Origin of the sequence: Methylobacterium indicum, from assembly GCF_017347565.1 — a bacterium.
Classification (GTDB): Bacteria; Pseudomonadota; Alphaproteobacteria; order Rhizobiales; family Beijerinckiaceae; genus Methylobacterium; species Methylobacterium indicum.
On the sequence record NZ_AP024145.1, the window covers coordinates 2,928,941 to 2,954,507 of the forward strand.

Genomic DNA, 25,567 nt, shown 5'->3' on the forward strand with positions numbered 1-25,567 from the left:
CTGTTTGTCAGGCCGCGGCGATCGCCGCCTCCAGCCGCGCCGCGAGGCGCGCCAGGGTGCGCCCGAACAGGCCGGGATCCTGCAGCGCGCTCGCGGTCACCAGCGCGCCCTGGATCGCCGTGACGGTCTCCTCGGCCAGATCGAGGGAAGGGCCTCGCGCCACCCCGGCCCGGGCGAGCGCGGCGGCGACCGCGTCGCGCCAGGCGGCGAAATAGGCGTCGATGCGCCGGGCGAAGGCGTCGCGGGTCGTCGAGAGCGCGAAGGCGCCGACGAGGCAGATCCGCCGCCCGGAGCGGAAATAGGCATCCGTCTGCGCCAGCATGGCGCGCAGCGCCGCCGCCGGATCCGGATCCTCGCGCAGGGGGCGGAACATCCGCGCCTCGAACCACGCCTCGATCTCGGTCAGCACGGCGGCGGCCATCTCCTCCTTCCCGCCGGGAAAGAAGTGGTAGAGGCTGCCCTTGCCGAGCCCGGTGCGGCGGGCGATCACCGACAGGCTCGCCCCCTCGTAGCCGTGCTCGCGGAACGTCTCCGCCAGGAGCGGCAGGATCGCCTCGCGGGCCTGCGGGCTCCTCAGAGCCCCAGCTCCGTCAGGCCGGGATGGTCGGCCGGGCGCGGGCCCGAGCGGTCCCAGCGGAAGAGGCGCTCGCCCTCGCCGATCGCCAGGTCGTTGATGCTGGCATGCCGCACCGCCATCAGGCCGTTTTCCGCGAACTCCCAGTTCTCGTTGCCGTAGGCGCGGAACCACGCCCCGGCCTCGTCGTGGAACTCGTAGGCGAAGCGGACCGCGATGCGGGTATCCGACCAGGCCCAGATCTCCTTGATCAGGCGGTATTCGTGCTCGCGGGCCCATTTGCGGGTCAGGAACGCCACGATGGCCGGGCGGCCCCGAAAGATCTCGGCCCGGTTCCGCCACCGGCTGTCCGGCGTGTAGGCCAGCGCGACCTTCTCGGGGTTGCGGCCGTTCCAGCCGTCCTCGGCGGCGCGGACCTTCAGGAGGGCGGTCTCGCGGGTGAAGGGCGGCAGCGGCGGGCGGTGTTCGGAGATGGCGGGATCGGGCATCGCGGGCTCCTTCTCTGTACCGATCGGTAAAGAGGCTGCGGGCCGGGGTCAAGCGCGCGGCGCGGTCAGGCCCGGCAGAGGCGGGCGAGGCGCCGGCCGGAGACCCGGCCGAGGGTGGTGCCGTCGGTGCGCAGGGCCTCGCCCGCGAGTGCGATCCGGGTCGGGTTCTCGATCAGGGTGTAGCGGGTGCGCCAGACGGGCAGCCCGAACTGCACCGCCCAGAGCCGCAGGGCCTCGCAGAAGCCGCGCCGGGTCTCGGGCCCGAAGCGCGCGGGATCGAGCACCGGCGCCACCTCGGCGCCGCCGTAGGGCAGGGCGCGGAACCCCGCCAGCAGGCCGGGGCGGCCCTCCGCCAGGGTGAAGGCGGCGCTCGATTCGACGCCGAGGGCGCCCGCCCGGTCGGGCGGGACGGTCGTCAGCGCGAGGGCCGCGGGCTGCTCGGTGACCGCCACCACGGCCCGGTCGGGCGCCCCGGCGAGGTCGATCGCGAGCGGCCGGTAGCCGGCGCCGGCCTCCCGCGGCACGGTGTAGACGAGGCCGATCAGGTCGAGGAAGGCGGCCGAGCCCGAGACCCGGTCGGGATGGGCGGTCCAGCCGAGGAGCCGGTCGCGCTGGGCGGTCCGCTCGGCCGCGACGTCCGGGACCTGGATCTCCGGATCGGCCAGGGTGCCGCGGATCGCGGGCGGCGCAGCCGCGGCGGCGCAGACGGGACAGGGACGCTCGGCGGCCGGCCGGGCCTCGTCGGTCCAGGGCCGCGACGGCGATGCGGGGGCCGAGGACCGGCCGCCGGCGAGGTCTTGCCCAGGCGCCTGCTTGGGCGCCTCCTCGGGGGCCTTCTTGGGGGCTTGCACGGAGCCTTGCATCGGGCCTTGCGCGGGACCTTGCGACCCTGTCGAGGGCGGCGCGTCGGGCGCCGTCACCACCTCGCTCGCCGGGCGCGGGCGCAGGAGGCCGATGCGCGGGTCGAGGACCGCGATCACCGCGAACGGGATCGCGACTGCCGCGAGCGCCGCCAGGCCGAGCCCCCATCGCCCGCTTCCGTCCCGCACGCTCCACCCGCCCCGCTGCGCGCATCCAGGGCGCGATTCCGCCATTATGCACCCGATCATGAGGAAAGTGCATCCGGGGCAAAGACTTAGACGAAAAACCTGGGGACGGTCGCCGCGAGGCCTTGCCAAATGCCCTTGCGACACCCGGTCGATCGGTCGGGGCGGGTGCCGGCCCGTGCGAAAGCCCCTATGGTGGCCGCATGACGACGCCCGACCCGAAGATGCCCGACCCGGCGCCGCCGCCGATATCCGCGCCCGACCCGACGGACGGCCTCGCGCGCCGGCTGCGGCTCGAGCGCGAGGCGCGGGGTTGGTCGCTCGGCGACCTGGCGGCGCGCTCCGGCGTCTCGAAGGCGATGATCAGCAAGGTCGAGCGGGCCGAGGCGAGCCCGACCGCCGTGCTGCTCGGCCGGCTCTCGGGCGCCTTCGGGCTCACCCTCTCGACCCTGCTCGCCCGGGCGGAGGGAGAGACGGGCCAGTTGCGGCGCGCCGCCTCCCAGCCGGTCTGGGTCGATCCGGGCAGCGGCTACCGGCGTCGGCAGCTCTCGCCGCTGATGGCGGAGCACCCTCTCGACCTGACCGAGGTGGAACTGCCGGCCGGGGCCGAGATCGCCTATCCGGCGGCCTCCTACGCCTTCTTGCGGCAGATGATCTGGATGCTCGACGGCACCCTGACCTTCCGGGAGGGCGAGGCCACCCACATCCTCGAGGCCGGCGACTGCCTGGCGCTCGGCGCGCCCGCCGACTGCACCTTCGCCAACCGGAGCGGCCGGTCCTGCCGCTACCTCGTCGCCGTGGTGCGGCAGCGCTGAAAGCTTCGGTAGCGCTAAAAGCTCGCGCAGCGCTGCAAGCTCAGGCCGCGCGCCGGGCGAGGAAGGTCCGGGCCTCGGCGCCGCCGCGCAGGAAGCCGTAGACCAGTACCGGCCAGCAGAACAGCAGCACCGCCATCGGCGCCGACATCTGCCAGCCGACGATCGCCCCGACGATGCCCGCCGCCGAGCCGACGAAGCGGAAGTAGAACACCGGCACCGCGACCACGAGGGCGAGCAGGACCGGCACGCCGAGCACCGCGGTCAGCCCCGCCTGCACCGCCAGGAGGTTGGTCACGCCCATGGCCAGGAACACCAGGAAGGCGGCTATCTGCATCATCGGTCTCGCGCTCCGGTCCCTTGCGATTCGTGCAGGCCACGAAAGACAGGCGAGCATGGCTTTTTGTGGGGCGTCGGCGCGGCGGCGGCCGGGTCGCCCACCGAAACCGGCGGGAACGGAAGAATTTCATCCATTCTGGCTCTTGCAGAGAATAGAATTTTCGAAACGCCAATCAAACCGAAGTCGGCAAAGCGTATTTAATCCCAAGATTCGCCCATCGACCGTCGTACATGTGCGCGAGCGCACAGGGATCGTCGAAGGCACAACCTAGATCCGGCGTCGAGCGGCGGCGCAATCCCGGCGACCGGCCGCGCATGACCGACGAGATCGACGATGACGAAGACCACCCTGCTCCTCGCCGGGGCGACCCTGCTCGCCGCGACCGCGGCCTCGGCCCAGTCGGCGAAGGAGATCTACAGCTACAAGGCCCCCTCCGGCATGTTCAGCGAGGGCACCACGAAGTGGGACATGTACCGCTTCATGGCGGTCGACCACGAGCAGCAGGAGCAGCGCGAGGCGGCCGCGGCCCGGGCGGAGGCCGACCGCACCGCCTCGGTGCCGTCCCCCGCGGTGGCGGGCCGGCCGGTCGCGCATTCCCGCCTTCATTCCCGTTTCGCCCATTCCCGCCTTGCTCACGCCCGCGCGCAGTCCGTCCGGCCTTGAAAGCCCGAGCCGGGCGGGACGGCCCTTCTGCCACACCCGGACGCGTCCCACTTTTGCCTAACCGTGATGTACCTCGCCAACCGGATCGGCTCGGATAAGATTTTCCCCAGTGCGGATACGAGAAGATCCGCCGATGCTGCAATGCAAAAAAGGCAGCGGGGGACGCGATGGATGCGAGATCACTGCTCGTCCAAGTTCAATCCGACATCGGGGCGACGTGCGACAGGGCAGTCCGGCAGGCTTCATTGATCGCGGCGCGCGAGCGACAGGGATTGTCAACCGACCACGAGCGGAATGTCCTGCGCGGCATCCGGGTATCCCTGGGTCTCGAGTACCACCACGAGGCGGTGCTGCTGGGGCGGCTGGCCGGCGGCGAGGCGGAAGGCGATCGCGTCGACCGCCGCGCCGCGCCGGCCCGCCGCCGGTGCCATCGCGGGGTCGGGGAGGATTGCCCGCTGCCGATCCCCTGCTGCGCGACGCTGGCGGCGACCCTGACGTCCCGGTCGCCGGCGGGCGCCGCCCGGCGCTGACCGGCTTTCCGGCGGACGGCGCGATTCGGGCAGGGGTGCTTCGGGGTGGGGGCGATTCGGGCCGGGTGGCCCGGACAGGCACCGGACCGCGCCAGCCACCCGTGCTCCGGTGCCACACCCGCGAACCGGATCGCCGCCGCCGCCCTCCGGCGGGCACCACCGCCCGGGGCGGTGTGGCGCCGGAGCACTGGCGTTCGCCGCAGCCCCGGCGGTCTTCTCCCGTGGCGAGCCCGAGATCGGAGAGCGAATGCCCGTCCCCGCCCTGCTGCCCGTCGCGTCGGACGCGCCGCTCTTCCTCCACCTCGCCGGGTCCCTGGCCTTCGTGGCCGCCGCCGGCCGGGGCATCGGCTGGGCCCTCGACGCCTGGGTGCGCCGCGCGCCCGAAACCGCGCCGCCCGCCGAGCCGGAGCACCCGGCCGACGCACCGCCTCAATCCGGCGCCCGCATCCGGTAGCCCACCCCGGTCTCGGTCAGGATGTAGCGCGGGCGCTCGGGCTCGGGCTCGAGCTTCTGGCGCAGCTGGCGCACGTAGACCCGGAGATATTGCGGATCGGCCGCCGTCCCCCAGACCTCCCGCAGCAGGTGGGCGTGGGTGAGCACCTTGCCGGCATGGTGCACGAGCAGGCGCAGCACGTCGTATTCCTTGGGCGACAGCTTCACCTCGCGCTCGCCCACCCGGACGATGCGGCGCACGAGGTCGACCGAGAGCTCGCCGGCCCGGAAGACCGGGCGCTCGCCGCCGACCGCGAGCTGGTGGCGGAGCGCCGTGCGCATCCGGGCGAGCAATTCGTTCATGCCGAAGGGCTTGGTGACGTAGTCGTCCGCCCCGAGATCGAGCGCCTCGACCTTGCCGGCCTCGTCGTCGCGGCTCGACAGCACGATCACCGGCAGGTCGGGCTTCAGGCTCCGGATCTGCGCCAGGAGGTCGTGCCCCTTGATGTCCGGCAGGCCGAGATCGAGGATCGCCAGCGCCACGTCCTCCCGGCCGAGGAGGTCGAGGGCGGTGCGGCCGTTCTGCGCCTCCACGACCTGGTAGCCCTGGCTGCCGAGGCCGACGCGCAGGAGCTTGCGGATGGGCGGCTCGTCGTCGATCACCAGGATGCGGGGGTCGTTGGTCACGCGGCGGCGTCCTCCGGGGCGGCGCGGGGCACCGGGAAGGTCAGGGTGAAGGCGGCGCCCGGGCAGGGGGATCCGTGTCGGTCGCCCCGGGTGCGGGCGGTGATCCGCCCGCCCATCGCCTCGACGAAGCCGCGCGAGATGGCAAGGCCCAGGCCCGTCCCGGCCCGCACCCGGTCGCGCTTGCGCACCCGGTAGAAGGTGTCGAAGATCCGCTCCTCGTCGCCCTCCGGGATCCCCTCGCCCTCGTCGAGGATCCGTAGCCGCACGGCATCCGCTTCCTGCCATCCCTCGATCCGCACCAGGCTGCCCTCGGGGGCGTATTTGGCGGCGTTGTCGAGGAGGTTGAACAGCACCTGCTCGGTCAGCACCGCGTCGAGGCGCAAGGGGGGCAGGCCGGTGCCGAGGGCCAGGACGACCCGGTGATGCGCCAGGATCTTGTCCGCCCGCTCGAGCGCCGTCGCGACGATCTCGGCGAGGTCGTGGGGCGCGAGGTTCGGGGCGAGCGCCCCGGATTCGAGCTTCGTCATGTCGAGGAGGTTGGCGATGAAGCGGTTCAGCCGCTCGGCCTCGTCGATGATGGTCGCGAGCAGTTCGCCCTGCCCGTCGCGGTCGAGGGCGTCCCCGAGGTCGCGCAGCGTCGTCGCCGAGCCGAGCACCGCGGCGAGCGGCGTCTTGAGGTCGTGCGAGAGCGACGACAAGAGCGCCTGGCGCAGGCGGTCGGTCTCGGCCGAGCGGCGCGCACGGTCGAGGTCCTCGACGAGGTGCACCCGCTCGATGGCGAGCGCCCCCTGGTCGGCGAGCGCGTCGAGGAGCCGGCGCTGGTCGGGGGTGAGGAGCGGCCCCGGCTTGTCGCCGTCGAGCCCGACCACCCCGACCATGCCGCGCCCGGTGCGCAGGGGCAGGAAGAGGCGTTTTGCCCCCGGCAGGGTGTCGGCGCCCCGCCCCGCCGGGCGGCCGTGATCGAAGGTCCATTTCGCCGCCGCGAGGTCGGCCTCGTCGAGCTCGTCCTCCGGGGGATAGCCGGCCATCACCGTGACGGCGCCGCTATGCGCCGCGGTGCCGCCATGCGCCGCGGACCCGCCCTGCGGCAGGAGCAGCACCACCCGCAGGCGCAGCATCAGGGCGATCTGGTAGGCGGTGGCCCAGAGCACGTCGTCGAGGGTGCCGCAGCCGGCGAGCTTGCGCGAGAAGCCGTAGAGCGCCTCGGTGGCCTTGCTGCGCGTGCGCGAGATCGTCGCCTCGGCCCGCGCCCGCGCGGCGAGGTTCGAGACCACCACCGCCACCAGGGTGAAGAAGAACAGGGCGACGACGTTGGTCGGGTCGGCGATGGTGAAGGTGTAGAGCGGCGGCAGGAAGAAGAAGTTGTAGGCCAGCGACGAGGCCAGGACGGTCGCGAGCGAAGGATAGAGCCCGAAGCGCACCGCCACCGCCACCACGGCGGTCAGGAAGACGAGGTCGGTGCTCTCGTGGCCGAGCGAGGGCTGGAGCGCGAGGCCGAGGCCGAGCGCGCCCGCGACCGCACCGAGCGCCGCCCCGTAGGGCAGGAGGCCGGGCCGGGGCGGGGCGGCGGTGCGCACGCCCTTGTGGGGGGCCGGCGCCCCTGCCGCCTCCTCGCCCGCCACGACGTGGACGCTGATCGAGCCCGAGCGGCGCAGGAGGTCGTGCACCACCGAGCCGTTCAGCAGCTCGAACCAGCGCGAGCGGGTCGACTTGCCGATCACCACATGGGTGACGTTGTGCTCGCGGGCGAAGGCCACCACGTCGTCGGCGATGCGGCCCTGGCTCGGCAGGGTCGCGGTCTCGGCCCCCAGCCGCTCGGCGAGCCGCAGCGTGTCGGCGATCCGGTCGCGCTCGGCCTCGCTCAAGGACGCGCTGCGCCGGCTCTCGACGGTGAGCGCCGTGAAGGGCGCCCGCAGCCGGTCGGCGAGGCGCTTGGCATAGCGCACGAGGCCGGCCGAGCGCGGGTCCTCGCTGACGCAGACCAGCACCCGCTCGCCCGCCGCCCAGGGGCCGGGGATGGCGTGGGCCCGCATATGGGTGACGAGCTGGTCGTCGACCTGCTGGGCGGTGCGGCGCAGCGCCAGCTCGCGCAAAGCCGTCAGGTTGCCGGGGGAGAAGTAGTGCTTGAGCGCCCGCTCGGCCTGACGCGGCAGGTAGACCTTGCCCTCCTGCAGGCGCCGGATCAGGTCGTCGGGGGAGAGGTCGATGACCTCGATGTCGTCGGCCCGGTCGAGGATCGAATCCGGCACCGTCTCGCGCACCCGGATCCGGGTGATCTGCGCCACCACGTCGTTCAGGCTCTCGACGTGCTGGATGTTGAGGGTGGTGTGGACGTCGATGCCGGCCTGGAGCAGCTCCTCCACGTCGAGGTAGCGCTTGGGGTGGCGCGAGCCCGGGGCGTTGGTGTGGGCGAGCTCGTCGACCAGCGCCAGCTGCGGCTTGCGGGCCAAGAGCCCGTCGAGGTCCATCTCGTCGAACGTGCCGCCGCCATACGCGACCGTGCGGCGCGCCAGCACCCCGAGCCCGGCGACCAGGGCCTCGGTCTCGGGTCGTCCATGGGTCTCGACCACGCCCACCACCACGTCGACGCCCTCGCGCAGGCGCGCATGGGCGGTGGTCAGCATCTCGTAGGTCTTGCCGACCCCCGGCGCGGCTCCCAGGAAGATCTTTAAACGCCCGCGCCCGGGCGCCTCCCGGCGCGCCTGCGCCAGGAGCGCGTCGGGCGAGGGCCGCAGGCCCTCGCGCAAGGGCCGGGACGTGTCCCTCATCGGGCCTGCTGGGCGTCGAGGGCGCGGTTGAGGGCGAGCACGTTGACCCGCCGCTCGCCGAGGACACCGAGGCTCGGCTCCTGCACCTGCCCGGCGACGAGGGCGCGCAAGCCATCCTCGGAGATGCCGCGGGCCTTCGCCACCCGGGGCACCTGGAACAGGGCGGCCTCGGGCGAGACGTCGGGATCGAGCCCCGAGCCCGAGGTGGTGACGAGGTCCTGCGGCACCGGGTCGGCGGGGTTCTCGGCCTTGAGAGCCGCGAGGTCGGCCTTCACCCGGTCGATCAGCGCCGGGTTGGTCGGCCCGAGATTGGCGCCGCCGGAATTGGCGGCGTTGTAGGGCGCCGCCACGGTCTTCGTGGAATCGGCCGGATCGGGCGCCACGGTCGCCGAGGGGCGGCCGTGGAAGTAGCGCGCGCCGGTGAAGCTCTGGCCGATGAGCGCGGAGCCGACGAGCGTGCCGTCCGCATTGCGGATCAGGCTGCCCTCGGCTTGCGCCGGGAAGAGCCGCCCGGCGATGCCCGTCATGGCGAGCGGGTAGGCGAGGCCGGTGACGAGGGTCAGGCCGGTGAGGAGCACGAGGGCGGGGCGGAGGTGCCGGAGCATGGCGTTGGTGTCCGTTCGAGCCGAATTCGATCAGGCGAGGTGGAGGGCGCTCACGGCGAGATCGATCACCTTGATGCCGACGAACGGCACCAGGATCCCGCCGAGACCATAGATCAGGAGATTGCGCCGCAGCAACGCGGCGGCGCCGACGGCGCGGTAGCTCACCCCGCGCAAGGCGAGCGGGATCAGCGCCACGATGATCAGCGCGTTGAAGATGATCGCCGACAGGATCGCGCTCTGGGGCGAAGCGAGCCCCATCACGTTGAGGGCCTGGAGCTGCGGGTAGAGCCCGACGAACATCGCCGGGATGATGGCGAAGTACTTCGCCACGTCGTTGGCGATCGAGAAGGTGGTGAGCGCCCCCCGGGTCATCAGCAGCTGCTTGCCGATCTCGACGATCTCGATGAGCTTGGTCGGGTCGGAATCGAGGTCGACCATGTTGCCGGCCTCGCGGGCCGCCACCGTGCCGGTGTTCATCGCCACGCCGACATCGGCCTGGGCGAGCGCGGGCGCGTCGTTGGTGCCGTCGCCGCACATCGCCACGAGCTTGCCCTGCGCCTGCTCGCGCCGGATCAGCGCCAGCTTGTCCTCCGGGGTGGCCTGGGCGAGGAAGTCGTCGACGCCGGCCTCCGCGGCGATGGCGGCCGCGGTCATCGGGTTGTCGCCGGTGATCATCACCGTGCGGATGCCCATCCGGCGCAGCTCCGCGAAGCGCTCCCGGATGCCGCCCTTGACGATGTCCTTGAGGTGGACGACGCCGAGGAGCTTGCCGTCGCGGGCGACCGCCAGCGGCGTGCCGCCGGCCTTGGCGATCTCCTCGGCGATGGTCCGGATCTCCTGGGCGGCCATCGCGTCGAGGCGGGGCTGGATCATCCGGGCGGTGGCCTCGCGCCCGACCGGCGCGGGGGCCGCCTCCAGGCTGGCGATCACCGCCTCGACCGCGCCTTTTCGGATCGAGGAGCCGTCGAGGTCGATGCCCGACATCCGCGACTGCGCGGTGAAGGGCACGAAGGTGGCGTTCAGGCTTCCCATGTCGCGGGCCCGGATGCCGTGCGCCTCCTTGGCCAGCACCACGATCGAGCGACCCTCGGGCGTCTCGTCGGCGAGCGAGGCGAGCTGGGCCGCGTCCGCCAGCGTGCCCGGGGTGACGCCGCGGACGGGCCGGAACTCGGTCGCCTGGCGGTTGCCGAGCGTGATCGTGCCGGTCTTGTCGAGGAGCAGCGTGTCGACGTCGCCCGCCGCCTCGACGGCGCGGCCCGACATGGCCAGCACGTTGAACCGCACCAGCCGGTCCATGCCGGCGATGCCGATCGCCGAGAGCAGCGCCCCGATGGTGGTCGGGATCAGGGTGACGAAGAGCGCCACCAGGACCGCGAGCGGGATCGCGCCACCGGCATAGGACGCGAAGCTCGGGATCGAGCCCACCGCGAACACGAACACGATGGTGAGGCCGGCAAGCAGGATGTTGAGCGCGATCTCGTTGGGGGTCTTCTGGCGCGAGGCGCCCTCGACCAGCGCGATCATCCGGTCGATGAAGGTCGAGCCGGCGGCGGCCGTGATCCGCACCCGGATCCAGTCGGAGAGCACCTGCGTGCCGCCGGTCACCGCCGAGCGGTCGCCGCCGGATTCGCGGATGACGGGGGCGGATTCGCCGGTGATCGCCGCCTCGTTGACCGAGGCGATGCCCTCGATCACCTCGCCGTCCGACGGGATCACGTCGCCGGCTTCCACCAGCACCACGTCGCCGACCTTGAGGCCGGCGCCCGGCACGGTCTCGTAACCGCCGCGCGGGCCGCCGGGAGCGGCGGCGGGGCCGGAGAGCAGCTTCGCGGTGGTCTCGGTCCGGGTGCGGCGCAGCGAATCGGCCTGCGCCTTGCCGCGTCCCTCCGCCACCGCCTCGGCGAAGTTGGCGAACAGGACGGTGAACCACAGCCAGAGGATGATCTGGCCGGTGAAGGCCAGGTCCTGGCCACCGGTGACGAGGTCGCGGACGAACAGCAGGGTGGTGAAGGCCGCCACGACCTCGACCACGAACATCACGGGGTTCTTCACCATCTGGCGCGGATCGAGCTTGGTGACCGCGCCGAGGAGCGCGGGCCCGATCAGGCCGGCATCGAGGAGGGAGGGTTTTTGGGTCTGGGCCATGATCCTGGGATCCGGATGAGGCGAGGAGGTGGGGGGCAGGCGGCTGTGGCCGCAGCACCCAGGAGATGAAATGTCGAGTGGAGAAGGTCGCTTGTCCGAGATCGGATGGCTCGGCAGTGAGTCCATCGCCTCCCACCTGCGACCTCATCCTGAGGCGTTAGTCGATCGAAGATCGACTAACCTCGAAGGAGGGCTCCAGAGATCGCTGTGGTCTCTTGAGCCCTCCTTCGAGGCTCACTCCGTTCGCACCTCAGGATGAGGTCGTGAGTGGGGTGAGCCCTGTTCGCTCGGACGGGCTTCACGGCGCGAGCGCCGCGGCCCCGAGCATGACCGCCGCCCAGATCGCGCCGGAGCCGAGGAGCGCGAGGCCGGTGAGCGCCAGGACGATGTCGCAGGGCCGCAACGTGGACCGGTCGTGGCGCGGGCCGGGGCGCGGCCGGTGCCGGGACAGGCCCCGGCGGATGCGGTCGGCGTGGGTGGTCATGGCTCAGCCCCCCGCCGCCGCGAAGGTCTGGCCCGCCGCCCCGGCCAGGTGCTCGACGATCGGGCCGAGCGCCAGGGACGGGAAGAAGGTCAGGCCGCCGACGATGAGGATCACCCCGACGAGGAGGCCGACGAACAGCCCGCCATGGGTCGGGAAGGTCCCGGCGGAGGCCGGCAGGGTCTTCTTTGCCGCGAGCGAGCCCGCGATGGCGAGCGCCGGGATGATCACGAAGAACCGGCCGACCAGCATCCCGGCCCCGAGCGTCAGGTTGTAGAACGGGGTGTTGCCCGAGAGCCCGCCGAAGGCCGAGCCGTTGTTCGCCGCCGCCGAGGTGAAGGCGTAGAGGATCTCGGTGAAGCCGTGCGGACCGGCATTCGCGGGACCCGCCAGCCCCGCCGGCAGCACGGTGGCGAGCGCGGTGAAGCCGAGCATCATCAGGGGCAGGCAGAGGATGGCGAGCATCGCCATCTTGACCTCCCGGGCCTCGATCTTCTTGCCGAGATATTCGGGCGTGCGCCCGACCATCAGCCCGGCGACGAAGATCGCCACCACCACGAAGACCAGCATGCCGTAGAGGCCCGCGCCGACGCCGCCGACGATGATCTCGCCGAGCTGCATGTTGACGAGCGGGATCAGGCCGCCGAGCGCCGTGAACGCGTCGTGCATGGCATTGACCGCGCCGCAGGAAGCGGCGGTGGTCACGACCGCGAACAAAGCCGAGCCGGGGATGCCGAAGCGGACCTCCTTGCCCTCGAGGTTGCCGCCCTGGAGCCCGAGCGCGTTCAGCAGCGGGTTGCCGGCGCCCTCGGCCCAGTAGGTGATGGCGGTGCCGGCGAGAAACAGCACGCCCATCGCGGCGAGGATCGCCCAGCCCTGGCGCTCGTCCCCGACCATGCGGCCGAACACGTTGGTGAGCGCGGCACCGAGCGCGAAGATCGACACCATCTGGATCAGGTTCGACAACGCGGTCGGGTTCTCGAACGGGTGGGCGGCGTTGGCGTTGAAGAAGCCGCCGCCGTTGGTGCCGAGCATCTTGATCGCCACCTGGCTCGCCACGGGGCCGAGGGCGATGGTCTGCTTGGCCCCCTCCAGCGTCGTGGCCTCGGCGTAGGGCGCGAGCGTCTGCGGCACGCCCTGCCAGACCAGGAACAGGGTGTAGACGATGCAGAGCGGCAGCAGCACGTAGAGGGTGCAGCGGGTCAGGTCGACCCAGAACGAGCCGACCGTGCGGGCCGAGGCCCGGGCAAAGCCCCGGATCAGCGCCACGGCGAGCGCGATGCCGGTCGCCGCCGAGAGGAAGTTCTGGTGCGTCAGCCCCAGCATCTGCGACAGGTAGGAGAGGGTGCTCTCGCCGCCGTAATTCTGCCAGTTGGTGTTGGTGACGAAGCTCGCCGCCGTGTTGAAGGCGAGGTCCGGCGCCACCGCGCCCTGGTCGGCGGGGTTGAACGGCAGGAACGCTTGCAGCCGCAGGATCGCGTAGAGCAGCACGAAGCCGGCGGCGTGGAAGACCAGCATGGCACCCGCGTAAGTCAGCCAGTGCTGCTCGTGGGCCTCGTCGATGCCGGCGAGGCGATAGAGGCCGCGCTCGACCGGGCGCAGCACGGGCGAGAGGGGGGTGGAGGCGCCGGTGAAGACCCGGGTCATGTAGAGACCCAGCGGCTTCACCAGGGCGAGGACGATCGCGCAAAACAGCGCGATCTGGAGCCAGCCTGAGAGCGTCATGGGGATGCTCCTCAGAACCGCTCGGGCCGCACGAGGGCGTAGGCGAGATAGGCGAGCAGCCCGAGGGTCATCAGGCCGCCGAGCCCGTAATCGAGGGTCATCGCGGGCCTCCTCACAGGCGTTCGCACAAGGAGACGTAGCCGAGCGACAGGGCGAAGAAGCTCAAGCCCCCCGCCAGCATCAAAAGATCGAACATGGGGTATCCCCGTCGGGCGGCGCGGGGTGACGGGCGCCGCCGCATCGAACCGGACCGTGAGCCACGGTCCCGATCCCGGAGATCCTCCCGATCGCGTAGGGATTCGAGAGGGGACGGGGCGGCTCGCCATAAAGGCGGCATAAAGATCGCGGGGTCAGGCCTGGTCGGCGGAGCATCTGGCGACGCGGACCGCCTCCTGCAGGCCGGGACAGGCGTGCTCGGCGCCGCGGCAAGCGGAATGCAGGGCGAGGCGATCGATCCGGAGCACGCAGGTGGTGCCGTGGCGAAAGCCCCGGACGGGAAAGCCGCAGAGCCGGCAGGCGGCTTGCACGCGGCACAGCGCCGGATCGGACGGCGCGGCGCCCCGCGGGAGGCGGCGCCCGCGCCGGCTCTGACTCGATCCCATCCTGACCACCCCGGGCGACGCCACGCATCGCGGGGTTCTGCGAGCGGCTCCGGGAAAGGAACAAGGCGGGCGGACGGCCCGGGTTATCAAGATTCCATCAAGGCCGGGAAGGCGCGGGTGGGCCCCGGCCGACCGTCCGCGACCGTCAGGTCGCCAGTCGCGACCGTCAGGTCGCCAGTCGCGACCGTCAGGTCGCCAGTCGCGACCGTCAGGTCGCCAGTCGCGACCGTCAGGTCGCCAGTCGCGACCGTCAGGTCGCCAGTCGCGACCGTCAGGTCGCCAGTCGCGACCGTCAGGTCGCCAGCAGCTCGCCGCCCTTCTCGGCGATGACCTGCCGCACCTTGCCGGAGAAGACCCCGAGCAGCAGCGGCAGGTGGACCTCGACGCGCGCCGCCTCGTCCTCGACCGCGATGGTGCCGCTGACCGACTGGCCCATGGCGCCGACCTGGAACCCGAGGGTGTCGCCGGTCCAGACCGGATCCCCCATGGTGAGGCCGGCCTTCTGGACGAGATCCCGGCCCTGGCCGATGCGGGCATCGATGCGCCGCCGCGCCTCGCTCCGCCCGAGCTGGTGGGGAATCACGACAACCAGGGGTTTCGCCATCACCGTCTCCACGGGCCGCCGCGCCCCGTGCGGGGTCGGATCCGGGCACCATGCCCCGGCAGCGTCGACTCTCAGCGGTTGAATTTTACCAGGATGGCGGGGAATTCAATCGGTGGCGGCCGCGGAGGGTTAAGGAATGTGGCATGGGCGGCCTTCGCCGATTGTCCCGCCGAATGATCGCGCGCGGATGCTGGGCAAGCCCGCCGGCCTGGCGTAGAGGGGCGGGGAGCGGCGCGGGCTGACGCGGTCCGCGAAGGGAGGCCGGTCGTCACGTGATCGAGCGGGGAATTCTCGGCGCCGTCGCCGTGTGCATCGCGGCCACGGCCGGCCTGTGGCTCCTGGCGATGCCGGACGAGCCGGTGCGGGCCCTGCAGGACGGCCTCGGGGCCGCGGCGCTCGCCACCATCATCGCCGGCGCGGCCGTCCGGCGCTCCTCCGAGTGAGGGGGGACCGCCGGACGGTCCTGGCGCGGCTCGCCCGGCCTCTGGCGCGCGGGCTCGTCGCGCTCCTCGTCGCCGCCGCGGTGCTGTGGCTCGCGTTTCACCTGCGCTGAAGCCGATCTCCGCTGCGGCAGCTGTCGCAACGGCGCGGCGGGACTGCTAAGCTGGCGGCGCCCGAATCCGGACGAAACCCGATGCGTCTCTCCCTCGCTTCCCTGCTGATTCTCGGCGCGCTCGCCGTCCCGGCCCACGCCCAGACGACGGCCCCGAACCCGTTCAGCCCCGGCGCCGCCAAGCCGAACCTGCCCCCGAACCCGCCCGCCATCCCGGCCAGGCCCGCGGCGCCCGCCGGGGCGGCGGCCGGCAATGCCGCCCCGGCGGCCGGCGCGGTCTACCCCACGGCGGTCGCACCGAAATACGCCAAGGAGCCGCCGGGCAGCGCCCGCCAGCACACCTGCCTCGACCAGTACAACGCCAACAAGGCGGCCGGCGGCGCCGGCAACGGCGGCCTGAACTGGATCCAGAAGGGCGGCGGCTACTATTCCGAGTGCACCAAGCGGTTGAAGGGCTGAACGCCGGGCCGGCGCCGAGGCGCCGTCACGCCCGGGCCGGCCCGGGGGACGGCCGCACCGTGAGGGCCAAGGCTACGCCCAAACCCGCCACGGCGAGCCCCGCCAGCACCGCCCAGGCCGGCCAGGCGGCGCCGGCGCCCTCCGCCAGGGCCGCCTGGTAGGCCTCGATCGCCCAGGCGTTCGGGGTGAACCAGCCGAGGCTCTGGAGCCAGGGCGGCATCAGGAAGCGCGGCACCATGCTGCCGCCGACCGCCGAGAGCAGCAGCACCCCGAAGGTCGAGACGAGGTGGGCCTGCTGGCGGGTCCGCGCCGCCGCGCAGGCGGCGAGCCCCAGGCCCGCCGCCATGGCGGCGACCAGCACCCCGGTGACGAGCCAGGCCAGGGCGTGCGGGCCGACCGAGACGCCGTAGACCAGGGCCGCCGCCGCGAAGATCAGCGCGCCCTGCGCGGTGCCCTGGAGCACCAGGAACAGGAACTTGCCGAGCACCACCACCGGCAGGCCGCCGGGGGCGGCGGCGAGGCGGTCGGCAAGGCCGGACTGGCGCTCCTCGACCAGGGACAGGGCGCCCTGCATGGCGGCGAACATCAGGAACACCGCGGCGATGGCCCCGGCATAGTAGGCGACGCGGGCGTTGCCCCCGTCCGGCCCGCCATGCCCGTCGGCCGTCGAGGTCCGGGCGACCAGGGCGGCGAAGGAGAAGGCTTCCTTCTTCTCGCGGCTCTCCGCGAAGGCACGATCCAGGAAGGCGCGCTCGTCCGGGCCGATCTTGCCGGTGCGCTCGACATCGGCGACGACCCGCGACAGCACCACGTCGGGCAGGGCCTCGTTGAGGACCCGCTGCACCTGGCCCAGCGCGATCGGGGTGGCAAGCGCCCGAGCCGGGCTCTCGACGACGAGGATCGGCGCGTCGGTCGGCGTGCTCCCGGCGGCGAGGTCGCCGCGCAGCACCAGGGCGACGTCGACCTCGCCCCGGCGCACCGCCGTCACGGGGTCGCCGTCGAGGCGCGTCGTGCGCAGCGCCGGGTCGGCCTCGAGGGCGGCGACGAGCCGTCCGGTCGTGGCGGTGCGGGCCTGGTCGAGGAGCCCGACCTGGATGCGGATCCGCTCGCCGACGGCGCCGGAAAAGATCGCCGCGAAGACGCAGAAGATCACGGTCGGCAGCACGAAGGCCATCACCAGGGCGGCCCGGTCGCGCCAGAGGGTGAGCAGCATCACCCGGAACGCGGCGACGATCATGCCACGGCCTCCACGGGGGGGCGGGGGTGGCTCACGGGAGCGTCCCCCGCCGTCACGTCGCGATAGAGCACGTCGAGCCCCGGCTCGCGCACCCGGATCTCCCGCACCGGCACGCCGTGGCGGCGCAGATGGGCGAGGAGCGCCGCGCCGTCGCGCCCGCCCGCCACCGCGTCGCCGGCCCGCCGGCCGGTCTGCCAGACGAGCGGCGAGGCCGGATGGAAGCCGGCCTGGCGCAGGGCGGCCGCCCCCCCGGGCCCGGCGGCCTCGGCGAGCGCCACCTCGTGCTCGGGCGGGCCGGCCCGCAGGCGCGCGAGCAGGTCGGCGAGGCGCCCGTCGAGGCGGATGCGCCCGTCCTGGAGCACCAGGACCCGGTCGGCCAGGCGCTCGGCCTCGGCGAAGTCGTGGGTGGCGACGAGCAGCGCGGCGCCGGCCGCCGGCAGGCGTTCGAGGACCGCGTGGATCGCCGCCCGGGCGGCCTGGTCGACGCCCTGCGTCGGCTCGTCGAGGAGGACGAGGGCGGGCTCGCCGAGGAGGGCGGCCGCGATGTTGGCCCGGCGCTGGTAGCCGCCCGAGAGCACGCCGACGAGGCGGGCGGCGACGTCTTCGAGGCCGGTCCGCGCCAGCGCCCGGGCCACCGCCGGCGCCCGGGCCGCCCGGGGCAGACCCAGGAGGCGGGCGAAGACCTCGAGGTTCTCCCGCACGGTGAGCCGCGGGTAGAGGGCGATCTCCTGCGGCACCCAGGCGATGGCGCGCCGCACCGCCGGGTCGCGCCCGGGATCGCCGCCCGCGACCCGCACGCTGCCGCGCTCCGGGACGAGGCGGCCGGCGAGCAGCCGCATCAGCGAGGACTTGCCGGCGCCGTTGGGGCCGAGCAGCGCCACGGTCTCGCCGCGCGCGAGATCGAGGTCGACGCGATCGAGGACCCGCCGGCGGCGGTACGAGAAGGCGAGGTCGCGGAGCGTCGCCGCGGGGTCATCCGTCATGACGCCGAGAACAGCAGGGCTTTGCGGCATTCCGAGGGAGGCGCGCCGGTGCGGGGGAGAGCCACCCGGAGCGGGCCCTACCGGGCCGGCAGGGCGCGGGCGAGCCGCACCCGCAGCGACGCGCCCGGTCCGGCGAGGCGGAAAGCGGCGGCGGCGAAGTCCGGCCGGCCGCGCCGGCCGGCGCCGTTCGAGAAGCCGTAGGGTTCGGTCGGCAGGCCGAGTTGCGTCCGGCCGAGGCGTCCGTCGCCGTCGAGGTCCTGGAACGCCGCCACCGCGTAGCTGCCCGGCGGCACGTCGGTGAAGCCGAAGCGCAGGCTCGGGGCCGAGGCCGGCCCGTTCTGGCCGATGCGGCAGGCCTCCTCGGCGAGCGACCCGGTGCAGAGCGCGACGAAGACCCGGCCGGCGCCGGGCTCGACCCCGTCGACCTCGATCGCGAGATCGGCGGCCGAAACCGGCCCCGCCAGGGCCAGAAGCGCGACCAGCGCGAGAGGGCCCCTCACGAGGCCTCCCCGAGGCTCGGAGAGGCCGCGAGCGGCATGCCGCGGGCGGGCACCGTCCCGACGGCCAGGTCCTCGGCCATCAGCCGCGCGGTGATGCGGGCGCCCTCGTAGATCACCGGCAGGCCGGAGCCCGGATGGGTGCCGCCGCCGACGAGGTAGAGGCCGGGCCCGAAGCGGTTGTGGGGCCGGAAGTAGAGCATCTGCAGGAGGTCGTGCGACAGGTTGAAGGTCGCGCCCTCGTACACGTCGAACTCGTCGCGCCACTGGGTCGGATCGACCACGCGCTCGTAGCGGATGCGGGATTCGATGTCGGTGAGCCCGAGCTTCTCCAGCCGCTTGAGCACCAGCGCCCGGTAGGACGGGCCGACGCTCGCCCAGTCGATCCCGGCGCGCAGGTTCGGCACCGGCACCAGCACGTAGAGGCTGGTATGGCCGGGGGGCGCCATGCCGCCGTCGGTGTAGCCGGCATGCTGGACGTAGACCGAGGGCTGCATCGGCAGCACCCCGTCCGAGACCTCGCGGATGTTGCGGGCGTAATCCTCCGACAGCAGGATGGTGTGGTGGCCGAGGCTCTCGGGCATCGGCCCCTCGATGCCGAGATACAGCATGTAGGTCGAGCAGGAGAGCCGGGCCTTCGCCACCTTGGCGTCCCGCCAGCGCGGCCGGCGCGCCTCGGGGACGAGCTCGGGCACGACCTTGGCGAAGTCGCCGTTGATGACGACCGCATCGGCATGGATGCGCTCGCCCCCGGCCTCGACCCCCACCGCGCGCTTGCCCTCGAACAGCACCCGGTCGACCGAGGTGCCGAGCCTGATCTCGACGCCCATGCGGCGGGCGAGCCCCGCCATCGCCTCCGACACCGCGCCGCAGCCGCCCACCGGGTGATAGACCCCGTGCTCGTATTCGAGGAAGCTCAGGATGGTGAACAGGCTCGGGCACCGGAACGGCGACATCCCGAGATATTTGGTCTGGAACGAGAAGGCGAGGCGGACCCGCGGGTCCTTGAAGTAGCGCGCCAGGTCGCGGTCGACGGTCGCGTGCGGGCGCAGGAGGGGCAGGGCCGCCAGCATCGCCGGGGAGGCGAAGCTGCGGAGCGAGTCGCAGGCCTGCTGCAGCACCGGGATGAAGGCCGCGAGCTTGTGGCGGTTGTCCTCGAGGAAGCGGCGGACGTTCTTCGCGTCGTCGGGGGCGATGCGGGCGATCTCGGCCTCGAGCCGCTCGACGTCCGGCGTCGCCTTGATCTCCCCGCCGCCCTCGAAGACGAGGTGGTATTGCGGATCGAGCCGCTCGAGGGTGAGGTGGTCCTCCAGCCGCTCGCCGCAGGATTCGAAGATGTCGGCCAGGATGCGCGGATAGAGGAAGAAGGTCGGCCCGATGTCGAACCTGTAGCCGCCCGGCGCGGTCACCGTGCGGGTGCGCCCGCCGACGCACTCCTCCTTCTCGATCACCGTCACCTGCACGCCGTCGCGCGCGAGCATGAGCGCCACCGCGAGGCCGCCCGGCCCCGCTCCGACCACCACCGCCCGCCGCCCCGACAGGGTGCGGTACCCATCCCGCGGCTGCAACAACGCTCCACCTCCTGCCAGACCGAAACGCATGTCCGTGCGTACGGCCTAGTTGTGGTGCGCGACGGTGAGTCGGCAATGGTTGCGCATTGTCGCGGCGGGGGAAGGCGGGGGTTTTTCGGCGGGTGTGGCGGAGCGTTGACGGGCGGTCTGCTGCGCGGTCCTTGGCGTTGCCGCCCGGTCAGATCGGCGCCAACCGCTCACCCCCGAGCCGGTGCAACGCCACCGCCCCCGCGACCGCCACGTTGAGCGAATCGACCCCCGGCGCCATCGGGATCGCCACGCGGCGGGCGCGGGCCATCAGCGCCTCGGGCAGGCCGGGGCCCTCGGTGCCGAGCAGGAGGAGCGCCCGGGGCAGGGGCGGCAAGCGCCCGATATCCTCGCCCCGGGGCGAGAGGGCGAGCGGCGTGAGCCGGTGGCGCTCGCACAGAGCGAGGAGGGCGTCGCCGGTGGGGAGCCGGGCGAAGGGGACGGTCAGGCTGGTGCCGGCCGAGACCCGGATCGCCTTGCGGTAGAGCGGGTCGCAGGTTTCCGCATCGAGCAGCACCGCGTCGGCCCCGAAGGCGGCGGCGTTGCGAAACAGCCCGCCGACATTGTCGTGGTTGGCAAGGCCCACGAGGCCGACGAGCAGGGCCGGACCCGCCGGCACCAGGGCGTCGGGGTCGGGCTCGGGCCCGCGCAGGCCCACCGCCAGCACGCCGCGATGGATCGGGAAGCCCGTCACCGCCCCCATCACGGGTTTCGCGGCGACGTAGACCGGGGCGTCGAGGCCGGCGAGCGCCGGCGCCAGCCCGGGCAGCCGCTCGGGCGAGACGAGCACCGACTCGATCCGGAACCGGGCGGCGCCCGCGAGCAGCACCCGCAGCACCACCTCGCCCTCGGCGATGAACCGGCCCTCGCGCCCGACGAGGTCGCGCTCGCGCATCTGCGTGTAGGCGGACAGCCGCGGGTCGGCGGGGTCGTCGACGGGGATCGGCGTCATGCGGTCCGGGTTTCGGCCCTGGCGGGTGCCAGGACGTATGGGGATCAGCCCTTGCGGGCGGCGAGCGGGTCGGCCTCGGCCTTGGTCGGTACCTTCACCAGGGCCTCGCCGTCCAGCACCGTCTCGCCGTTGACCGAGCAGGTGCAGGTCAGGCGGGCGCGGCGGCGCTCCGGCACCAGCTCGGCCACCTCGACGGTGACGTCCACCGTGTCGCCGATGCGCACCGGCGCGCGGAAGTTGAGGCTCTGGCTGATGTAGATCGCGCCCGGGCCGGGCAGGCGGGTGCCGAGCACCGCCGAGATCAGCCCGGCGGTGTAGAGGCCGTGGGCGATGCGGGTGCCGAACGGGGTGCGGGCGGCGAAGTGCTCGGAGAGATGGATCGGGTTGCGGTCGCCGGTGATCTCGGCAAAGCCCACCACGTCGGAGGTCGCGATGGTCTTCGACAGCGTCTCGGACAGCCCGACGCTCAGGTCCTCGAAGTACAGCACGCGCAGTTCGGGCATCATCGGCGTCGCTCCCGGTGGACGTCTGGGGCCGCGGCCGGGCGCGCGGGGCTCCGCGCCGTCCCGCCGGGTCCCACGGGGTCGCACGGGACGGGGGCGGAAATCCACTGGCGAAAGGTCGGAGGGGCGGCACCGTGGCCGAAGGCGGCCGGGCCGGGCGTCCTCGTCTGACCGAGGGGAAGATGCCGGATGAGAGGGGCAGGCCCGGCGAACCGGGGGCTCTGCTTTCGGCGGTCCGACGCGTTCCGTTCGGTCATTGCGCTCGGTCGGGCGCTATCAAGTGAGCAAGAATTGATCTCGTCTTTCCCTATCCATTTCTTTTCCTTCATTTCGACGCTGCGATGCATTAATAAAATTTTAGCGATGCAGGTGCGACAAGAAGGGCGTCTGACGATCGCTCACCCACGGCTTGTCCCATGCGTCTATCCCTGAAGAGCGGCCTGACCGGCCTGTTCGGGATCCTCCTGCTGCTCACCCTGGCCCAGGGCGGCCTCTCCCTGTGGAAGCTCGGCTCGATCGAGACCCGCATCGCCACCCTGGCCGACGACGCGGTGCCCTCGATCAACGAGGCGCACGCGATCAACGCCCTGGTGATGCGGGCCCGGCTCTGGCAGTTCCGCTTCATCACCGCCGACGGCGAGGCCGAGAAGACCCTCGCGACCAAGAACTTTTCCGAGCTCGACGCGGCACTCGGCGAGCGGATGGACCGCTACCGGGGGCTGATCAGCTCGGAAGCCGAGCGGGAGATCTTCGGGAGCCTGACCGCCAAGGTCGCGGCCTTCCGGACCGACTGGGCCCGCCTCAAGGGCCTCCCGAGCCAGGCCGAGATCGACACCTTCTTCCGGGGCCCGATGAACGCGACCTATCGCGCCACGATCGACACCGCCGGCAAGCTCGTCGCCCTCAACGCCGCCGCCGGCACCGCCGCCGGCGAGGCCGCCCGGGCCGAGCGGGTCGAGGCGACCCGCACCGCCGTCGCGATGCTCGCGGTGTCGGTCCTCGTCACCCTCGCGGCGGTGCTGTTCTGCCTCGTCCGCGTCGTCCGGCCGCTCGGCCGCATGACCGGCGCGATGCGCCGCCTCGCCGAGGGCGATGCCGCGACCGCGATCCCGGGCGCCGGCCGCCGGGACGAGCTCGGCGCCATGGCGGGGGCGCTCGCGGTGTTTCGCGACAACCTGGTCCGCACCCGGGCGCTGGAGGAGGAGACCGCGCTCGCCCGGGCCGGCGCCGAGGCGCAGCGCCGGCAGGCGACCCGCGCGCTGGCGGATGCCTTCGAGCGGGCGGTCGGCGGCATCGTCGGCGCGGTCACGGCCGCCGCCACCGAGCTGCAGGCCACCGCCCAGACCATGACGTTCACCGCCCGGGAGACCGCCGGCCAGTCGGGCGGCGCGGCGGCGGCGGCGGCCCAGGCCGCCTCGAATGTCGGCATGGTGGCGGCGGCGGCGGAGGAACTCGGCGCCTCGGTGGCCGAGATCGGCCGGCAGGTCGACGGCTCGGCCCGGCTCGCCGGGGCCGCCGTCCGGGAGGCCGGCGCGAGCGCGGCCCAGGTCCAGGCTCTGACCGAGGCGACCCACCGCATCGGCGACGTGGTCGGGCTGATCTCGTCGATCGCCGCGCAGACCAACCTGCTCGCGCTCAACGCCACCATCGAGGCCGCCCGCGCAGGCGCCGCCGGGCGCGGCTTCGCGGTGGTGGCGGCGGAGGTCAAGGAACTCGCCGGCCAGACGGCCAAGGCGACGGAGGAGATCACCGGCCAGATCGCGGCGATCCAGGCCTCGACCGGCCAGGCGGTCGGCGCGATCGGCGGGATCACCGCGCGGATCGAGGAGATCGCGGGCGTCGCCACCTCGATCGCCGCGGCGGTGGAGGAGCAGGGCGCCGCGACCCGGGAGATCGTCCGCAACGTCTCGGAGGCCGCCGCCGGCACCGGCGAGGTGACGGCGAGCGTCTCCGGCGTCGCCCGGGCGGCGGACGAGACCGGCGCGGCGGCGAGCCAGGTGCTCTCGGCGGCCTCCGAGCTGTCGCGCCAGTCCGAGCAGCTCTCGGCCGAGGTCGCCCGCTTCCTCGACACCGTGCGGGCGGCCTGACGCCCGTACGGAACCGAGACATCGGAAGGACCGCCCCGGGCTCCGGGGCGGTCCTTCGTCGTTTGTGCGGTCAGTTCAGCGCCTGCGGGTCGTCCTCGGTCAGGAAGGCGGCGACCTCGCGGAAGAACTGCATGCGGTTCTTCTCCATCATCACCGTGTGGGTGCCCTCGCCGAGTTCCACGAAGCGCTTGTAGGGCGTGCGGGTGAGGCGGGCGAAGTATTCCTGGGCCTGGTCGCTCGGCAGGTCGGCGTCCCACTCGGCGTGGATGACGAGGGTCGGCACCCGGATCTCGCCGGGATCGTAGAGCGGCTTGCCGGCCTGCCAGTACTCCTGCGAATCGGCCACGACGCCGTTCGGCGCCCGGAGCACCGGGGGCGTCTGCGCGGCCCCGGCGGCGTCGGTCGCGACGGTGGCGTCGGCCCATTGCTCGAACCAGCCGGGCGGGATCAGGTCCGCCTGCTTGTCCGCCGGCACGCCCTTGAGCCAGCGCTCCTTGGCGCTGTCGCGGCTCACGCTCCGGTAGGCGCCGAGCGGGCCGCTCGTGCCGAGGAGCGAGGGCGTGCGCGAGAGCCATTGCGGCGCGTAGAGGACGAGGCGGTTGACCGTGTCGGTGTGGGTGCTGGTGTAGAGCCCCATGGTCGAGGTGCCCCAGGACCAGCCCATCAGGTCGATCCTGTCCACCCCGCGCCGCCGGCGGATGAAGTCGACGGCCTGGCCGACCACCGCGGCGGCGTCCTTCGTCCGCATGAAGGGCTGGCCGTCGGCGGCCTGGCGGCCCATCGCGGCGGGGCGGCCCGAGAGGCCGTAGCCCGGCAGGTCGACGAGGTAGACGTCGAAGCCCAGCCCCGCGAGGTAGTCCATCATCGACAGGCCGCCGAGCGGCAGGTCGAAGGCGGTCGAGGCCGGATAGGTCGCACCGTGGACGTAGAGCAGGATGCGGTCGGGCGCGAACCGCTCGGTCCCGGCCGGGCGCTTGTTGCGCAGGTAGATCGACACCCCGTCCTCCGGGCCGGGGAGGCGGAATTCCTCCACCGCCAGACGGGGTGCTGCGGCCGGCCCGGCGGGCGCCGCCGAGGCCGCGGACCCCGAGAGGGTGCCACCCAAGGCGGCGGGTGCCGCCGCGAGCCCGCCGAGGACGAGGCGGCGGGGCATCCGCCCCGGGGACGGGGGCGGTGATGAATGCGGCATGGTCGTCTCCTCCTGGCCCACCGCTTCCCGGTGGGTGCTGCCCACCGCGTCTCGGTGGGTGCCCACCGCGTCTCGGTGGGTGCCCGCCGTGTCCCGGCGGGTCTCCGCCTGTGGCCGGCGGATGAGGGCAGTGAAGCCGGCGCGGGGGCCCGGTGCAACCGCCGGCCCGGCATGGCACCGATGCGGCGTCGTGCGGCGCGGGCGCGCCCTGGCCGGCGCCGCGCGGCCGGGGCATAGACGACCCGCCGCCATCCGCGCGAGGCCCGCCCCGTGACCCCGTCCGACACCGATCCCGGCCTGCGCGCCACCGTGCGCCGCGTCGCCCTGCTCAATCTCGGCTATTTCGGGATCGAGGCGAGCGTGGCGGTGGCGATCGGCTCGGTGGCGCTGGTGGCCGACAGCGTCGACTTCCTGGAGGATGCGGCGCTCAACCTCCTGATCGTCGCCGGCCTCGGCTGGCGCCCCGCCGCCCGGGCGCGGCTCGGCGCCGCGATGGCCGGCATCCTGCTGCTGCCGGGGCTCGCCGCGGCCTGGACCGCCTGGCAGAAGCTCGGCGCCTTCACGGCCCCGGACCCGGTGCCCCTGACCCTGACGGGGCTCGGGGCGCTCGCCGTCAACGTCGTCTGCGCCTTGATGCTGGCCCGCCACCGCGAGGGGCGCGGCAGCCTGACCCGGGCGGCCTTCCTGTCGGCCCGCAACGACGCGGTCGCCAACGTGGCGATCGTGGCGGCCGGGCTCGTCACCGCCGCCACCCTGTCGACCTGGCCCGGTTTCGCGCCCTGGCCCGACCTGGTGGTCGGCCTCGGCATCGCGGTCCTGAACGCCGATGCCGCCTGGGAGATCTGGCAGGCCGCCGCCGCGGAACGCCGGGCCGCCCGCGAGGCGGCGTGATCCGAGGAGATCCGCCCGCGCGGCGAACCGGGCCGGACGGCAGTCCCCAAGCAGATTTCGCCGAAGTGGTTACCGGTCCGGCGCCGACAATCTGCGATACAACAAGAACCTAAGCG

General features: G+C 73.2%; 28 protein-coding genes. 7 read left to right on the plus strand and 21 right to left on the minus strand.

All coding sequences use genetic code 11. The features are described 5' to 3' along the window. Window positions 1-7: 7 nt before the first annotated feature. The 3 genes from miv_RS13730 to miv_RS13740 form a co-directional block, all read right to left on the minus strand. Window positions 8-577: a TetR/AcrR family transcriptional regulator gene (locus miv_RS13730; RefSeq protein ID WP_048426381.1), complete on the minus strand. Its 570-nt coding sequence runs from the start codon at window positions 575-577 to the stop codon at window positions 8-10. Next, the gene (locus tag miv_RS13735; RefSeq protein WP_048426382.1) at window positions 574-1,047 is read right to left on the minus strand and encodes a nuclear transport factor 2 family protein; all 474 of its coding nucleotides are present in this window, start codon (window positions 1,045-1,047) and stop codon (window positions 574-576) included. Before miv_RS13735 ends, miv_RS13730 begins: the two co-directional genes overlap by 4 nt. Window positions 1,048-1,127: 80 nt before the next feature. After that, window positions 1,128-2,111 carry a hypothetical protein gene (locus tag miv_RS13740; protein ID WP_048426364.1) on the minus strand — a complete coding sequence of 328 codons (984 nt, stop codon included), beginning with the start codon at window positions 2,109-2,111 and terminating at the stop codon, window positions 1,128-1,130. A gap of 200 nt (window positions 2,112-2,311) precedes the next feature. Here miv_RS13740 and miv_RS13745 point away from each other — a divergent pair, with 200 nt between their 5' ends. After that, the gene (locus miv_RS13745; RefSeq protein WP_338100506.1) at window positions 2,312-2,923 is read left to right on the plus strand and encodes a helix-turn-helix domain-containing protein; all 612 of its coding nucleotides are present in this window, start codon (window positions 2,312-2,314) and stop codon (window positions 2,921-2,923) included. Window positions 2,924-2,963: 40 nt separating this feature from the next. Here miv_RS13745 and miv_RS13750 read toward each other — a convergent pair whose 3' ends face one another. Continuing rightward, window positions 2,964-3,260, minus strand: a complete 297-nt coding sequence (locus miv_RS13750) for a hypothetical protein (protein WP_058619539.1) — start codon at window positions 3,258-3,260, stop codon at window positions 2,964-2,966. A gap of 333 nt (window positions 3,261-3,593) precedes the next feature. Between miv_RS13750 and miv_RS13755 the strand changes: the two genes are divergently transcribed. Beyond that, complete coding sequence (locus miv_RS13755) at window positions 3,594-3,923, plus strand: hypothetical protein (protein ID WP_207183696.1); 330 nt, start codon at window positions 3,594-3,596, stop codon at window positions 3,921-3,923. A 275-nt stretch (window positions 3,924-4,198) separates the two neighbouring features. Here the strand turns inward: miv_RS13755 and miv_RS13760 are convergent, their stop codons facing one another. After that, window positions 4,199-4,354 (minus strand): hypothetical protein, encoded by a 156-nt coding sequence (locus miv_RS13760; RefSeq protein WP_207183164.1) that lies wholly within the window; start codon window positions 4,352-4,354, stop codon window positions 4,199-4,201. Window positions 4,355-4,700: 346 nt separating this feature from the next. Here miv_RS13760 and miv_RS13765 point away from each other — a divergent pair, with 346 nt between their 5' ends. Next, on the plus strand, window positions 4,701-4,907 hold the full coding sequence (locus miv_RS13765) for a hypothetical protein (RefSeq protein ID WP_207183165.1): 207 nt from the start codon (window positions 4,701-4,703) through the stop codon (window positions 4,905-4,907). Here the strand turns inward: miv_RS13765 and miv_RS13770 are convergent. The 9 genes from miv_RS13770 to miv_RS13810 all read right to left on the minus strand — a co-directional run bounded on the left by miv_RS13770 (window position 4,883) and on the right by miv_RS13810 (window position 14,502). After that, window positions 4,883-5,572: a response regulator transcription factor gene (locus tag miv_RS13770; protein ID WP_207183166.1), complete on the minus strand. Its 690-nt coding sequence runs from the start codon at window positions 5,570-5,572 to the stop codon at window positions 4,883-4,885. The genes miv_RS13765 and miv_RS13770 overlap by 25 nt on opposite strands. Then, window positions 5,569-8,340 carry a sensor histidine kinase gene (locus tag miv_RS13775; RefSeq protein ID WP_207183167.1) on the minus strand — a complete coding sequence of 924 codons (2,772 nt, stop codon included), beginning with the start codon at window positions 8,338-8,340 and terminating at the stop codon, window positions 5,569-5,571. The genes miv_RS13770 and miv_RS13775 overlap by 4 nt, the downstream gene beginning before the upstream one ends. Further along, complete coding sequence (locus miv_RS13780; protein WP_207183168.1) at window positions 8,337-8,945, minus strand: K(+)-transporting ATPase subunit C; 609 nt, start codon at window positions 8,943-8,945, stop codon at window positions 8,337-8,339. The genes miv_RS13775 and miv_RS13780 overlap by 4 nt, the downstream gene beginning before the upstream one ends. A gap of 30 nt (window positions 8,946-8,975) precedes the next feature. After that, window positions 8,976-11,051, minus strand: a complete 2,076-nt coding sequence (kdpB, locus tag miv_RS13785; RefSeq protein ID WP_425312982.1) for a potassium-transporting ATPase subunit KdpB — start codon at window positions 11,049-11,051, stop codon at window positions 8,976-8,978. Between the two features lie 337 nt (window positions 11,052-11,388). Beyond that, a complete protein-coding gene (locus miv_RS13790; protein WP_207183170.1) occupies window positions 11,389-11,574 on the minus strand; it encodes a hypothetical protein in 186 nt (61 codons plus the stop codon). 3 nt (window positions 11,575-11,577) lie between these two features. Continuing rightward, window positions 11,578-13,296, minus strand: coding sequence for a potassium-transporting ATPase subunit KdpA (gene kdpA / locus miv_RS13795; protein ID WP_207183171.1), 1,719 nt, complete (start codon window positions 13,294-13,296; stop codon window positions 11,578-11,580). A gap of 11 nt (window positions 13,297-13,307) precedes the next feature. Continuing rightward, on the minus strand, window positions 13,308-13,397 hold the full coding sequence (locus tag miv_RS13800) for a K(+)-transporting ATPase subunit F (RefSeq protein ID WP_099905332.1): 90 nt from the start codon (window positions 13,395-13,397) through the stop codon (window positions 13,308-13,310). Window positions 13,398-13,646: 249 nt separating this feature from the next. After that, complete coding sequence (locus miv_RS13805) at window positions 13,647-13,898, minus strand: hypothetical protein (RefSeq protein WP_207183172.1); 252 nt, start codon at window positions 13,896-13,898, stop codon at window positions 13,647-13,649. Window positions 13,899-14,190: 292 nt separating this feature from the next. Next, window positions 14,191-14,502, minus strand: coding sequence for a polyhydroxyalkanoic acid system family protein (locus miv_RS13810; protein WP_048461479.1), 312 nt, complete (start codon window positions 14,500-14,502; stop codon window positions 14,191-14,193). Between the two features lie 272 nt (window positions 14,503-14,774). Here miv_RS13810 and miv_RS13815 point away from each other — a divergent pair, with 272 nt between their 5' ends. Together miv_RS13815 and miv_RS13820 are read left to right on the plus strand one after the other, a co-directional pair. Then, the gene (locus tag miv_RS13815; protein WP_165602076.1) at window positions 14,775-14,945 is read left to right on the plus strand and encodes a hypothetical protein; all 171 of its coding nucleotides are present in this window, start codon (window positions 14,775-14,777) and stop codon (window positions 14,943-14,945) included. A gap of 191 nt (window positions 14,946-15,136) precedes the next feature. Continuing rightward, on the plus strand, window positions 15,137-15,514 hold the full coding sequence (locus miv_RS13820) for a hypothetical protein (RefSeq protein WP_207183173.1): 378 nt from the start codon (window positions 15,137-15,139) through the stop codon (window positions 15,512-15,514). 25 nt (window positions 15,515-15,539) lie between these two features. On the opposite strand, the gene miv_RS13825 is transcribed toward miv_RS13820, so the two are convergent. From miv_RS13825 to croR, 6 genes are all read right to left on the minus strand, one after another. Further along, window positions 15,540-16,751 (minus strand): ABC transporter permease, encoded by a 1,212-nt coding sequence (locus tag miv_RS13825; protein WP_207183174.1) that lies wholly within the window; start codon window positions 16,749-16,751, stop codon window positions 15,540-15,542. Further along, window positions 16,748-17,734, minus strand: a complete 987-nt coding sequence (locus miv_RS13830) for an ABC transporter ATP-binding protein (protein ID WP_207183175.1) — start codon at window positions 17,732-17,734, stop codon at window positions 16,748-16,750. The genes miv_RS13825 and miv_RS13830 overlap by 4 nt, the downstream gene beginning before the upstream one ends. 77 nt (window positions 17,735-17,811) lie before the next feature. After that, the gene (locus miv_RS13835) at window positions 17,812-18,234 is read right to left on the minus strand and encodes a DUF2141 domain-containing protein (protein WP_207183176.1); all 423 of its coding nucleotides are present in this window, start codon (window positions 18,232-18,234) and stop codon (window positions 17,812-17,814) included. Next, entirely contained in the window at window positions 18,231-19,802 is a 1,572-nt protein-coding gene (gene crtI / locus miv_RS13840; protein WP_048430726.1) for a phytoene desaturase family protein, read from the minus strand. Before crtI ends, miv_RS13835 begins: the two co-directional genes overlap by 4 nt. A gap of 178 nt (window positions 19,803-19,980) precedes the next feature. After that, window positions 19,981-20,781 carry a TrmH family RNA methyltransferase gene (locus miv_RS13845; protein ID WP_207183177.1) on the minus strand — a complete coding sequence of 267 codons (801 nt, stop codon included), beginning with the start codon at window positions 20,779-20,781 and terminating at the stop codon, window positions 19,981-19,983. 44 nt (window positions 20,782-20,825) lie between these two features. After that, complete coding sequence (gene croR, locus miv_RS13850) at window positions 20,826-21,287, minus strand: 3-hydroxybutyryl-CoA dehydratase (protein WP_048430728.1); 462 nt, start codon at window positions 21,285-21,287, stop codon at window positions 20,826-20,828. 413 nt (window positions 21,288-21,700) lie between these two features. Between croR and miv_RS13855 the strand changes: the two genes are divergently transcribed. Further along, the gene (locus miv_RS13855) at window positions 21,701-23,371 is read left to right on the plus strand and encodes a methyl-accepting chemotaxis protein (protein ID WP_048461459.1); all 1,671 of its coding nucleotides are present in this window, start codon (window positions 21,701-21,703) and stop codon (window positions 23,369-23,371) included. Between the two features lie 70 nt (window positions 23,372-23,441). On the opposite strand, the gene miv_RS13860 is transcribed toward miv_RS13855, so the two are convergent. Then, entirely contained in the window at window positions 23,442-24,560 is a 1,119-nt protein-coding gene (locus miv_RS13860) for an alpha/beta hydrolase (RefSeq protein ID WP_207183178.1), read from the minus strand. Between the two features lie 270 nt (window positions 24,561-24,830). Here miv_RS13860 and miv_RS13865 point away from each other — a divergent pair, with 270 nt between their 5' ends. Continuing rightward, the gene (locus miv_RS13865; protein ID WP_048430806.1) at window positions 24,831-25,451 is read left to right on the plus strand and encodes a cation efflux transmembrane domain-containing protein; all 621 of its coding nucleotides are present in this window, start codon (window positions 24,831-24,833) and stop codon (window positions 25,449-25,451) included. Window positions 25,452-25,567: the final 116 nt, after the last annotated feature.

Excerpts from the sequence above, each read along its gene's own strand:
- miv_RS13745 (WP_338100506.1), top strand. The coding sequence starts at position 2,312 with ATGACGACGCCCGACCCGAAGATGCCCGACCCGGCGCCGCCGCCGATA.
- miv_RS13750 (WP_058619539.1), bottom strand. The coding sequence starts at position 3,260 with ATGATGCAGATAGCCGCCTTCCTGGTGTTCCTGGCCATGGGCGTGACC.
- miv_RS13755 (WP_207183696.1), top strand. The coding sequence starts at position 3,594 with ATGACGAAGACCACCCTGCTCCTCGCCGGGGCGACCCTGCTCGCCGCG.
- miv_RS13760 (WP_207183164.1), bottom strand. The coding sequence starts at position 4,354 with ATGGCACCGGCGGCGGGCCGGCGCGGCGCGGCGGTCGACGCGATCGCC.
- miv_RS13765 (WP_207183165.1), top strand. The coding sequence starts at position 4,701 with ATGCCCGTCCCCGCCCTGCTGCCCGTCGCGTCGGACGCGCCGCTCTTC.
- miv_RS13775 (WP_207183167.1), bottom strand. The coding sequence starts at position 8,340 with ATGAGGGACACGTCCCGGCCCTTGCGCGAGGGCCTGCGGCCCTCGCCC.
- miv_RS13780 (WP_207183168.1), bottom strand. The coding sequence starts at position 8,945 with ATGCTCCGGCACCTCCGCCCCGCCCTCGTGCTCCTCACCGGCCTGACC.
- miv_RS13790 (WP_207183170.1), bottom strand. The coding sequence starts at position 11,574 with ATGACCACCCACGCCGACCGCATCCGCCGGGGCCTGTCCCGGCACCGG.
- kdpA (WP_207183171.1), bottom strand. The coding sequence starts at position 13,296 with ATGACGCTCTCAGGCTGGCTCCAGATCGCGCTGTTTTGCGCGATCGTC.
- miv_RS13800 (WP_099905332.1), bottom strand. The coding sequence starts at position 13,397 with ATGACCCTCGATTACGGGCTCGGCGGCCTGATGACCCTCGGGCTGCTC.
- miv_RS13805 (WP_207183172.1), bottom strand. The coding sequence starts at position 13,898 with ATGGGATCGAGTCAGAGCCGGCGCGGGCGCCGCCTCCCGCGGGGCGCC.
- miv_RS13810 (WP_048461479.1), bottom strand. The coding sequence starts at position 14,502 with ATGGCGAAACCCCTGGTTGTCGTGATTCCCCACCAGCTCGGGCGGAGC.
- miv_RS13820 (WP_207183173.1), top strand. The coding sequence starts at position 15,137 with ATGCGTCTCTCCCTCGCTTCCCTGCTGATTCTCGGCGCGCTCGCCGTC.
- miv_RS13825 (WP_207183174.1), bottom strand. The coding sequence starts at position 16,751 with ATGATCGTCGCCGCGTTCCGGGTGATGCTGCTCACCCTCTGGCGCGAC.
- miv_RS13830 (WP_207183175.1), bottom strand. The coding sequence starts at position 17,734 with ATGACGGATGACCCCGCGGCGACGCTCCGCGACCTCGCCTTCTCGTAC.
- miv_RS13845 (WP_207183177.1), bottom strand. The coding sequence starts at position 20,781 with ATGACGCCGATCCCCGTCGACGACCCCGCCGACCCGCGGCTGTCCGCC.
- croR (WP_048430728.1), bottom strand. The coding sequence starts at position 21,287 with ATGATGCCCGAACTGCGCGTGCTGTACTTCGAGGACCTGAGCGTCGGG.
- miv_RS13855 (WP_048461459.1), top strand. The coding sequence starts at position 21,701 with ATGCGTCTATCCCTGAAGAGCGGCCTGACCGGCCTGTTCGGGATCCTC.
- miv_RS13860 (WP_207183178.1), bottom strand. The coding sequence starts at position 24,560 with ATGCCGCATTCATCACCGCCCCCGTCCCCGGGGCGGATGCCCCGCCGC.